Source organism: Kluyvera intermedia (genome assembly GCF_034424175.1).
GTDB classification, from domain to species: Bacteria; Pseudomonadota; Gammaproteobacteria; order Enterobacterales; family Enterobacteriaceae; genus Kluyvera; species Kluyvera intermedia.
The window spans coordinates 2,721,530-2,732,206 of sequence record NZ_CP139986.1; the positions used below are offsets into that span (position 1 = coordinate 2,721,530).

The 10,677-nt window shown below is 50.2% G+C and carries 12 protein-coding genes; 2 read left to right on the forward strand and 10 right to left on the reverse strand.

What is annotated here, in order from left to right:
* The first annotated feature begins 54 nt into the window (after positions 1-54).
* Positions 55-1,446 (forward strand): cystine/sulfocysteine:cation symporter, encoded by a 1,392-nt coding sequence (tcyP, locus tag U0026_RS13175; protein ID WP_062774675.1) that lies wholly within the window; start codon positions 55-57, stop codon positions 1,444-1,446.
* A gap of 66 nt (positions 1,447-1,512) precedes the next feature.
* On the opposite strand, the gene cedA is transcribed toward tcyP, so the two are convergent.
* From cedA to osmE, 8 genes are all read right to left on the reverse strand, one after another.
* Positions 1,513-1,752: a cell division activator CedA gene (gene cedA / locus U0026_RS13180; RefSeq protein ID WP_062774677.1), complete on the reverse strand. Its 240-nt coding sequence runs from the start codon at positions 1,750-1,752 to the stop codon at positions 1,513-1,515.
* Between the two features lie 135 nt (positions 1,753-1,887).
* Positions 1,888-2,643: a chitin disaccharide deacetylase gene (chbG, locus tag U0026_RS13185; protein ID WP_062774679.1), complete on the reverse strand. Its 756-nt coding sequence runs from the start codon at positions 2,641-2,643 to the stop codon at positions 1,888-1,890.
* An 11-nt stretch (positions 2,644-2,654) separates the two neighbouring features.
* On the reverse strand, positions 2,655-4,001 hold the full coding sequence (locus U0026_RS13190) for a 6-phospho-beta-glucosidase (protein ID WP_062774681.1): 1,347 nt from the start codon (positions 3,999-4,001) through the stop codon (positions 2,655-2,657).
* A gap of 106 nt (positions 4,002-4,107) precedes the next feature.
* On the reverse strand, positions 4,108-4,932 hold the full coding sequence (chbR, locus tag U0026_RS13195) for a transcriptional regulator ChbR (RefSeq protein ID WP_126440761.1): 825 nt from the start codon (positions 4,930-4,932) through the stop codon (positions 4,108-4,110).
* Positions 4,933-4,960: 28 nt separating this feature from the next.
* The gene (gene chbA, locus U0026_RS13200; RefSeq protein ID WP_062774684.1) at positions 4,961-5,305 is read right to left on the reverse strand and encodes a PTS N,N'-diacetylchitobiose transporter subunit IIA; all 345 of its coding nucleotides are present in this window, start codon (positions 5,303-5,305) and stop codon (positions 4,961-4,963) included.
* A 56-nt stretch (positions 5,306-5,361) separates the two neighbouring features.
* Positions 5,362-6,720, reverse strand: coding sequence for a PTS N,N'-diacetylchitobiose transporter subunit IIC (gene chbC, locus U0026_RS13205; RefSeq protein WP_062774686.1), 1,359 nt, complete (start codon positions 6,718-6,720; stop codon positions 5,362-5,364).
* A gap of 80 nt (positions 6,721-6,800) precedes the next feature.
* The gene (locus U0026_RS13210) at positions 6,801-7,121 is read right to left on the reverse strand and encodes a PTS sugar transporter subunit IIB (RefSeq protein ID WP_062774688.1); all 321 of its coding nucleotides are present in this window, start codon (positions 7,119-7,121) and stop codon (positions 6,801-6,803) included.
* A gap of 285 nt (positions 7,122-7,406) precedes the next feature.
* Positions 7,407-7,748, reverse strand: coding sequence for an osmotically-inducible lipoprotein OsmE (osmE, locus tag U0026_RS13215; protein WP_062774690.1), 342 nt, complete (start codon positions 7,746-7,748; stop codon positions 7,407-7,409).
* Positions 7,749-7,964: 216 nt separating this feature from the next.
* Between osmE and nadE the strand changes: the two genes are divergently transcribed.
* The gene (gene nadE / locus U0026_RS13220) at positions 7,965-8,792 is read left to right on the forward strand and encodes an ammonia-dependent NAD(+) synthetase (RefSeq protein ID WP_062774692.1); all 828 of its coding nucleotides are present in this window, start codon (positions 7,965-7,967) and stop codon (positions 8,790-8,792) included.
* Positions 8,793-8,874: 82 nt separating this feature from the next.
* Here the strand turns inward: nadE and spy are convergent, their stop codons facing one another.
* Together spy and astE are read right to left on the reverse strand one after the other, a co-directional pair.
* On the reverse strand, positions 8,875-9,381 hold the full coding sequence (gene spy, locus U0026_RS13225; RefSeq protein WP_169802389.1) for an ATP-independent periplasmic protein-refolding chaperone Spy: 507 nt from the start codon (positions 9,379-9,381) through the stop codon (positions 8,875-8,877).
* A 324-nt stretch (positions 9,382-9,705) separates the two neighbouring features.
* A complete protein-coding gene (astE, locus tag U0026_RS13230; RefSeq protein ID WP_062774696.1) occupies positions 9,706-10,671 on the reverse strand; it encodes a succinylglutamate desuccinylase in 966 nt (321 codons plus the stop codon).
* Positions 10,672-10,677 lie beyond the last annotated feature (6 nt).

The following is a 10,677-nucleotide window of genomic DNA, read 5'->3' on the forward strand; positions in this document are numbered from 1 at the left end:
CGCAGCGCGGTTTATCGCTGCCGGACGGCGTGGATAAATTTCAGGAGAACGGGGATGAACTTTCCACTAGTTGCGAACATTATCGTGTTCGTCGTATTGCTGTTTGCGCTGGCCCAGACTCGCCACAAACAGTGGAGTCTGGCCAAGAAAGTGCTGGTCGGCCTGGTTGTCGGCGTGGTCTTTGGCCTTGCCCTGCAGATGATTTATGGCTCCGATAACCCGGTGCTGAAGGATTCTATTCAATGGTTTAACGTGGTCGGAAACGGCTATGTGCAACTGCTGCAAATGATCGTTATGCCGCTGGTATTCGCCTCTATTCTGAGTGCCGTTGCCCGTCTGCATAATGCTTCCCAGTTGGGTAAAATCAGTATTCTGACCATTGGTACCCTGCTGTTCACGACGCTGATTGCCGCACTGGTCGGCGTGCTGGTGACAAACCTGTTTGGTCTAACCGCCGAAGGTCTGGTTCAGGGCACCGCAGAAACGGCGCGCCTGAACGCAATTCAGAGTAACTACGCAGGCAAGGTCGCTGACCTGAGCGTACCGCAGTTGCTGCTGTCGTTTGTACCGAAAAACCCGTTTGCTGATCTGACCGGCGCGAACCCGACGTCAATCATTAGCGTGGTTATTTTCGCCGCCTTCCTGGGTGTGGCTGCACTGAAACTGCTGAAAGACGATGCGCCGAAAGGCCAGCGTGTTCTGACCGCTATCGATACGCTGCAGGGTTGGGTGATGAAGCTGGTACGTCTGGTCATGCAGTTGACCCCGTACGGTGTGCTCGCGCTGATGACCAAAGTGGTCGCGGGTTCGAACCTGCAGGATATTATTAAGTTGGGCAGCTTCGTGGTCGCGTCTTACCTCGGCCTGCTGATTATGTTCGTGGTACACGGCATTCTGCTCGGCGTAAATGGCGTCAGCCCGCTGAAATACTTCCGTAAAGTCTGGCCGGTGCTGACGTTTGCGTTCACCAGCCGCTCCAGTGCTGCGTCTATTCCACTGAACGTCGAAGCGCAAACTCGTCGTCTTGGCGTACCAGAATCTATCGCCAGCTTCTCTGCATCCTTTGGGGCAACCATTGGTCAGAACGGCTGTGCAGGTCTTTATCCTGCGATGCTGGCGGTCATGGTCGCGCCAACCGTGGGAATTAACCCGCTGGATCCCCTGTGGATTGCCACGCTGGTAGGGATGGTGACCGTTAGCTCCGCAGGTGTTGCAGGCGTGGGTGGTGGTGCGACCTTTGCTGCGCTGATTGTACTGCCTGCAATGGGTCTGCCGGTGACGCTGGTTGCTCTGCTGATTTCCGTTGAGCCACTTATTGATATGGGGCGTACCGCGCTGAACGTCAGCGGTTCGATGACGGCCGGTACGCTGACAAGCCAGTGGCTGCGTCAGACCGACAAAGAAATTCTCAATAGTGAAGATGATGCGGAATTAGCACACCGCTAAGCTAATCTCCACAACTTCCATAAAAAAACCGCTGATAAATCAGCGGTTTTTTTATTCCTCAACATCTTATGCGTCAATTTCCCCTTCCTGCCGCATCTGTAGCGCCCAGCGCTGTGCTGCTTCCGGAATAGAGAACGCCTGCGAACGTTGAAACGCGCTGCCCATCAGCACAAACGCCACGTACTTACCACGCAATATCCAGACATCGCGAAAGCCTTCGACTTTAACGGCGTGGTCGGGTGGAGCGGGTTCAAGACGCGGAACATAGCTGACAATCTGTCGGTTTTGTTGGCGAAACGGTTTCATAAGCGGTGAAATTCACAATCAATAATGATGACTCAGGAAAACCCTATGATAGCAGGATTCCCGTATCACCGTCATATACAAAAAAGCCCGGCAGAAAGCTGCCGGGCAAAAGTTGAGGGGGGTAAATCTCTAACACTACACGTCGCGGTAAGTCCCGAGACGATAACCTCGTTCCGCTATCGCATATTTAAGCGTTGCCGAGGTCAGAACATCCAGTTCCGCCAGGCGCGGGTAGCAATATGCGCTACCCATAATCGTGTTATCCACAAACGCCGGGTGGCACATCACTTCCACAGACTGTTCATTATGAGCGGCAGAAGCATCCAGAACCTTCAGGAACAGCTCATCTGAAATCGCCTCTCCATAAAACTCACTGCTGAACGCCTCTGTGCTGCGCAACCCTTCCGGAATGTCAAACGGATAAGGGATAGTGCGATCAATACGCATCGCAATGCCTTTTGATTTCGCAAATGCCGCTACTAACGGGAAGATTTGCGGGATCATGTGTACATGATGGTGACTATCAAAATGCGTCGGCTCTGCGTCAAACAGTTCAACGAAACGGTTGTACTGACATTCCAGTTCACGCGCAATCTCGTCTAGCGGCAACGTACCCTCTTCCGCCATCTGCCAAATCCACTTACCGAGTTTCCCTTCGCGGGTCAGCCCCGGCATTGGCGTTAGCGGTTCGCCCAACGTCAGCACGAAGTGCATCCCCACGGCCAATTCTGGCGTGCGGCGACTCATTTGCGCCGCGTGGTTGATAGCCGCGCCGTTAACCAGCGCGGTAGTGGAGGTGACCACACCATTCTTACAGGCGTCGAGAATGCCGTAGTTCTGGCCTTTACTCAGGCCAAAATCATCCGCGTTCACGATTAACAAACGTTCCATCATGCCTCCTGTCACTTTTTCAGTGTCTCCACGGTGGCAGCGAAATTCGGCAACCATTTTTCATGAGCCAGAATCATTTCTCGCGCCAGAATCTCTGCATCCTTATCAGAGTGGATAAGCGGGCTCAAGTTCAGTGCCAGGAGTACGTCGTTAAACTCACCGCTCAGCGCTGCATTGCTCGCCGCAATCTCAAATCCTTTGATGGTGTGGATAAGGCCCAATACTTTCTCATCGAAATGGGTCACGCGTGGGTGCGGTTTCGCGCCGTCACGTCCGAGGATGGAGGTCACTTCAATGGACCAGTCCGCCGGAATATTGTCGATATGACCGTGGTGCGGAATATTAACGTAGTGTTCAGTCTGCTTATCGTTGTAGATGGCGTTGATGACTTCACAGGCCGCATCCGAGTAATACGCCCCGCCGCGCAGCTCCAGCTCTTTTGGCTTAACGTTCAGATCTGGGTTCTTGTACAGCTCAAACAGCTGCTTCTCGACTTTCTGAACCACCTGAGCGCGCGCGCCGCCTTTGTAGTACTCGCCCATTTCGATAGCCAGCATCTCTTTTTGCTTGAAGTAATACAGCAGATAAGAGCACGGCAACAAGTTCAGAGAGCGGATCAGCCCTTCACTGAACGGCATATCGAAAATGTTCTTCACGGTGTTGGCAGACAGCGTACCAGAGGCCACGCCATCAAGCAGTTCGGCAAAGCGAGATTCACCATTCACCAGCACGTCGCGAATAAAGACCATGTGGTTCAGACCAAACAGGTCGATAGAAAGGTCATCTTTTTCGCTCAGGCGCAGCACGTCGGTAATGAACATTTTCATCCCGATAGGGATGTTACACACGCCGATGAAGCGTTTGAAATTGGTATGGCGGTAAACCGCTTCGGTCACCATGCCGGCCGGGTTGGTGAAGTTAATCACCCACGCATCCGGGCAGATTTCCTGCACATCTTTAATAATGTCGAAAATCACCGGAATAGTACGCAGACCTTTAAACAAGCCGCCAGCACCGTTGGTTTCCTGCCCCAGATAACCGTGGCTCAGCGGAATACGCTCGTCTTTTTCACGCGCCTGCAGCTGGCCTACACGCAGCTGCGTGGTCACGAAATCTGCACCTTCTAGGGCTTCACGGCGATTCAGTGTTTTATAAACTTTCAGCGGTACGCCGGCTTTTTCTACCATGCGCTCGCATAATGCGTGGATAATATCCAGCTTGGCCTGGCCATCCTCTACGTCCACCAGCCACAATTCGCTGACCGGCAATTCGTGATAACGTTTGAGAAAACCTTCCAGTAATTCCGGCGTATAGCTGCTACCACCACCAATAGTAACGACTTTTAATTTCTGGCTCATATCTTTTCTCCCTGGAGATCCACAAGCTAAACGTGGTTGACCCTCCGCAGAATATGCGGCGAGCTAAATAATTCGTGTCAGAACTACGAACTTGATTCGTAGCGCGTTATTTAATAACCGTCAGCTGCTTCCGATAATTACTTGGCGTGAATGAGGTCAGTTTTTTGAATGTTTTAATAAACAAACTCGGGCTGCTGTAACCTGATTCATACGCAATATCAGTAACTGAATAGTTGGTTATTTCAAGCTGTTTTTTGGCAAAATTGATGCGGATGTCATTAATAATCTGCATCGGCGTTTTACCATAATAGCGCTGGGTAGCACGAGTTAAATATTCCTGGGTTTTCCCGGATAACTCGACCATATTTTCCAACGCGCCTTCACCAAATTTTAATTTATCGTGCATGGCTTCTACGGTGGATTTTAACCACTGTGGCATAACATCCTGTGACTGCTCTTCGCGATGATGACGCAGGCGGTTAATGACGTAGAAGGAGACCAGTTCAATAAATTCGTCAAATTCAGTTTCGCGAAAATGCAGTGACGAAATAACCGACTCAATGTAGCTAAGAAAAGTGCTTTTGATCGAATAGACTTGTGAAGCAACCAACGCAAACGGCACCAGTGACTGGTAGTGAGTATCGAAGAAATCTTTGCTGATCCCAACATTGAGAATTCGCGTCGCGCCAAACTCGTAGAAGCTCTGGTGGTGAGAACCCATCGGGATGAAGACAAAATCTCCACGCTCCAGCATCACCCGTTTGCCATTTATCACCTGATAGTAGCGACCGGTCAGTACGATTGTGAACTCGTAATAGTCATGCTGGTGTAACCCACTGATACTTTCCGTTTTATTGTAGATGAAGACATGAAAATTCTTACCGTTGAAGAGCTGTTGTTCTCGGGCGGTGTTGATTTCCATGCTGATCATCTTCGGTTGCCTCATAGGGAAAAGCCTATTATACCTTCTCGTGAAGTTCGATCAATTCAGCAACCAGTTCACGGGCCAACATTGATGTCATTAGATGATCTTGCGCATGAACCAGCACCAGGCTCACCTTTATACGTCCTTCGCCTTCATCGCTTTCGATAAGCTGGGTCTGGACGCGATGCGCTTCACTCAGTGCGACGCGGGACTGTTCCATGGTGGTTTTGGCAGTTTCAAAATCTCCCTGCTTGGCTTGCTTTAACGCGGTGTACGCCAGGCTACGCGCCTGCCCAGAATTGATAATCAGGCCCATCACCACTTCTTCGAGATCGTTTTCCTGCACGTCCTCAGCAACAACATTATCCAGATCGAACATATTTATTCCCTTCTTGTTGAGGGCGGTATGGAGGATGGCTCCATACCGCATTGGCATTAGAATTTCAGTGCGTTAGCGATGTCTTCTTCGCTCTCTTCTTCTTCGATTTTAGCCTGCGCCTTGTTCGAGATAATCACGAATGGCATGTAAACCAGTGTCGCAACACCCAGGTTGAACAGGGCCAAAATCAGTGCAGCGATACTGCCGTTGGTGTTAAAGAACGCACCCAGACCGGTAGGCATTGTCCATGGCGCCACGTTGGTGATTGGCGGGATGATGCCTAAGGTGTACGCGGTCATGGTGATTGCAGCCAGCAGCGGTTGAATCAGAATGAACGGGATGAACATGACTGGGTTCATGATAATTGGCAGGCCAAACAGAATCGGTTCGTTAATCTGGAACAGACCTGATGGCAGAGCCAGTTTTGCTACCTGACGGTGATCTTCGCGGCGTGAAGCGATGAAGATGGCGATGATAAGACCCAGAGTCGCACCGGTACCACCGAGGAAGATGTAGGAATCCAGCATTGGTTTTGCCCACATGTGGAAGCTATGACCTGCTGCCACTGCGGCTTCAACGGAACCGTACTGCTGATAAAGAGAGATGTTTTCCAGCGCCCATGGGGTCATGATGCCGCTATCAAGCGCGGAAAGCGCCAGAGAACCGTGCACACCAAAGAACCACAGCAGCGAAGTAAAGATAACGTAAGCCCAGCCTACAACGTGGCCCATCGATGCCAGCGGCGTAGAGATGGTATCCATGATGATCTGGTGGAAGTTAGTTCCCCAATGGGTCAGAGCCCAGGAGATAACACCCATAATGGTCAGAATGATGAAGCCTGGGATAACCGCCGAGAAGGAACGTGATACCGATTCAGGTACGCTGTCCGGCAGACGAATAACCCAGTTACGACGAACCACAAAGGTAAACAGTTCGGCGACAACCAGACCAATAACAATACCGGAGATAATGTTCGCCCCGCCCAGCCAGTTAGCGCCTACCGCGTAGGCTTCACCGACGCTGTATGGGGTAACGGTCATAAACGCTGCGATAGCAATTAAGCCTGCGGCCATGGAGTCAACTTTGCGTTCTTCCGCAAGCGCTGCGCCAATAAAGAAAGGCGCCATCAGCGACATAATGCCTAAGGTACCGTTATAAACGTTACCGCCGATGGCTTTAAAGCCGTTTAAAGTATCAATGGTGGATGCATCCAGACGAATGCCCATTGAATAGAAGAAGGAACCCTCACCAAAACTCAGAAAAACGTTGTTGATTAATACAAACATGGCCCCCGCAAGGGTCAGTGGCATTAATTTAATAAAACCGTTTTTAATCGCATTAACGTGAGGCTGCTTTCCTATTTTAACAGCAAAAGGAAGGAGTACCTTTTCAAGCGAATCGATCACTTTACTCATATAAAATACCCTTAAAAGGCCGCAATAAATTTGCGGCGATTAAATATGAAATAACTCTTTGACGGGAAAAATAAATAAAATTACTGCGAAGCTGACTTCTTAATAGCAGCAACGGCTGCTTTTAATACACCTAAACCATCTACTTTGCCATATAAGGTTGAGTCAATAACTTCAACCGGCTTATTCGGTAAAATCTTTTTGATATCGTCGAGCATATAGGCGATTTGTGGGCCAAGTAAAACCACGTCAGCCTGTGGGCCTTTTTCTGCTGCAAACGTTTCTGAGAATGCTTCGATAACAACCGGTACTTCGTATTTTTCAGCTTGCGCACGCATTTTGGATACTAACAATGACGTGGACATCCCTGCTGAACAAAATAGGTAGATATGTTTCTTTTCCATTCACGCTTCCTCAACTTGTGAAATCTGCCATCATCGGGCGATGTTCCATGTGCCCACTACCCTCGTATGTAACAGATGAGTTATCTTCTGTTTATGCCTTGAGTATACGGCAACATTTTGGGTACGGATAATTCTCAATGCCCCAAAATTGTCTCTCATTGACCTCCCATCTTGATTGCCCTCACACTTTGGTCAAAATAATTCGCGACAAGAAATAAGCATGATGGCTCATAAAAAAACCCGACACAGTGGTCGGGTTTTCGTAGACATCCGATAAATACACGATTATTTCTTAGCGGCCTGCGGGTCAGTGTCGTACTGCGCACAGGTTTGGTAACCGGAGTTGATCACATGCCCGGTATCATCTAACGCCACAAAGTAGGTTTCTGTTTTACCATCACGTTGACCCAAGATATAGGTCTGGCAAGTGCCTCGAGCGTGAATCATTGATACTTCTGATGATGGTTTACCCGCAACCTGGGCGACCTGCGCACGGCTCATCCCTTTCTTCACATCTTTAACAACCGGTTGGGTGAACTGGTCTGCTGTGCGATCATAAGCGGTACAGCCAGCCAGCATGGTGAATACAGCGGCAGCGCCCAGAAGCCCGATTACATTCTTATTCATCTTCCCTCTCCTTTTTTATGATGTGCATTAAGCCTGGAATAAATATCGCTATTTATCAACTAATACGGCCAAATGAACCCAAACATAGGCTAGATTCGGATTAATTTACATCAGGCAAAACTGTGATCCTTGTCGTTTTAGCGTCAAAGAGGTAGCTTTAACACATTGTTCTGGTGGGTAATCGGTACGGCTGACACACACATTCCGGAGGGGTAAATGGCGTTACAACAAGAAATTATTCAGGCGCTTGGCGCAAAACCGCAGATTGATGCAAAAGAAGAGATCCGCCGCAGCGTAGATTTTCTCAAGGCTTATCTAAAAACCTACCCGTTTATCAAGTCATTAGTACTGGGGATCAGTGGAGGTCAGGACTCGACCCTGACCGGAAAGCTGTGCCAACAGGCAGTCAATGAACTGCGTACTGAAAGCGGTGATAGCGCGCTGCAATTTATTGCCGTTCGCCTGCCCTACGGCGTGCAGTTCGACGAACAAGACTGTCAGGATGCGATTGCTTTTATCGAGCCAGACCGTGTGCTGACAGTGAATATTAAGGGCGCAGTACTGGCCAGCGAGCAGGCGCTGCGCGAAGCGGGTATTGAACTCAGTGACTTTGTTCGCGGCAATGAAAAAGCCCGTGAGCGCATGAAAGCACAGTACAGCATTGCTGGGATGACTCACGGCGTGGTGGTCGGCACCGACCATGCAGCGGAGGCGATTACCGGTTTCTTCACCAAATATGGCGACGGTGGCACCGACATCAACCCGATTTTCCGTCTCAATAAGCGCCAGGGTAAGCAACTACTGGCCGAACTCGGCTGCCCGGAGCATCTTTATAAGAAAGCGCCAACCGCAGATCTCGAAGACGACCGCCCTTCTTTGCCTGACGAAGTGGCATTGGGTGTGAGTTACGACAATATTGATGATTACCTTGAAGGCAAAACGCTGGCACCGGCACTGGCGCAGACGATTGAAGGCTGGTATCTGAAGACCGAGCACAAACGCCGCCCACCGATTACCGTATTTGATGATTTCTGGAAGAAATAAAGAAGAAAACCGCCGGGTCTGCCCATAGCCTGTTGGCGTTTATGAGCAGACCCGGCGGTCTTAAGACTGTGTGCCGTTAAACTTATTCGGCAGGCGCAGATGGCATTTTACCTTCTGGCGCGTGGTGTTCTGTCAGACGCTTCTCAAAATTGGCATTAAATTGCTTTTTCTGTTCCGGCGTTAAGATGTTGTAGATCTTGTTCTGGGTTTCCAGACGAGACAGCGTCATCCCTTTATGCTGCTCTTCCATTTTAGTTACCTGAGCTTCTGCTTTCGCTTTGTCGAAGGTATCGCTAGCAATCAGGTTATGCATCGCACGCATCTCTTCTTGCGGCGGACGTTTCATCTCATCGCGACTCGCTTTACGAATGTCACGAATCTGTTGTTTCTGAGCATCGGTCAGGTTTAAACCCTGGAACATCATGTCGTGGCGTGGGCCCATATGACCTTTGTGATGCTGCATCATTTTACCGTTCGGCTGCGCCGCTTCGGTGGTGGTAGAGGTCGTGGTATCAGCAGCGTGCGCCACACTTGCAGCACCCAGAGCCAGCGTAGAAGCAACGAACAGAGCAGTTAATTTTTTCATTATTGAGTCCTTACTTTCAATTATTCTGACGGCGTAGTGCCGTGTTGACGAGATTAACTTTACGAGGTTTATCGTCAATTAATCAGAGCCTGCGTAAAACAATGAAAGTGTAAAAAACGTTTTCTAACCAATTATGAAGAAATTAAGGATAAACTGTGGAGAGTTGCAAGAGAAATAGACAATTGACTGATTAAGAAGGGATTTTGAAGAAGTATAAAGCACCGAAGATTAATAATAAAGCAATAACCCAGGAATAATCTGTAATAACGTCAGGTGAACAATATATGCCACCTGCTTGCGCCGGTGGCATCGTGAATTAATCCGCTATCAGCAACGCTCCAGCATTAACCCGGCGCGTAATCCAATTGCCACATCGGGGTTGGGGAACAGTACGTATTCACAAGGTGATGTCACCACGTAGCGCGTTTCCCCATCCTCAGCAAGCAATGTGCCTTTAGCAAACGGCGTGAAATTTAACGTTTGCGCCGACATATGCAGTTGGAAATCCTCGCTGCGTCGGGTGATTTGCTGCACGACACGGTAGTAAAGCGGTGTCATCGCCGACCCTCCCCCGAGTTCTCCCGCCAGCAAATTTGCCAGTTGACGCGCCACCAGCGCGAACCGTGAGAGATCGTTTTGCCCAAACGGTCTGGCTTTGCCTAATTCCAGCGTGCAGGCCTGAGCATCAAAAGATTCACAGGTGAAATGGGTAAACGTCCCGCCAGGCGCCTGATGAAATACCAATGCCTCAAGTCCCGCCGAACCTAGCCAGCCCAGAAACTGCGGATCCCACGGCGTTTCACGCGCGGGCATGACCCCAAAACGCATATGATGCGAGCCACGAATCGCGGTATGCAAATCCAGATGCCAGCGAACCTGTGCCGGGCAGCGTTGATAAAAAGCCGCCACGGTTTGTTCGAGGCTGGCCGCTCGCACCGTTTCATCACTTACCGGAAAATGACGCCAGCGGGCGCCAAACATACGGTTGAGATCGCTGTGCAGATAGCGCTTGTTATCACGCAGTGCCGGTGGGTTACCCAATACCACCAGCAGATGCCAGCGCAGTGATTGTTTGCCGCTAAGTAGCGCGGCTAAAACAGTATCAACCATCTCCACCGGTGCCGTTTCGTTGCCGTGGATCCCGGCCGACAGCACCATCGCCTGAGAACACGGTTCATGCGGCGTCAGTTGTAATACGCCCGCCTCGCGCCACTCCCAATGAAAATGGTCGCAATCCCCTTCAGGCTCAGGCGGCAATCGCCCCGCCAGCGTGTACGCCAGGAACTGTTTCATTGCATC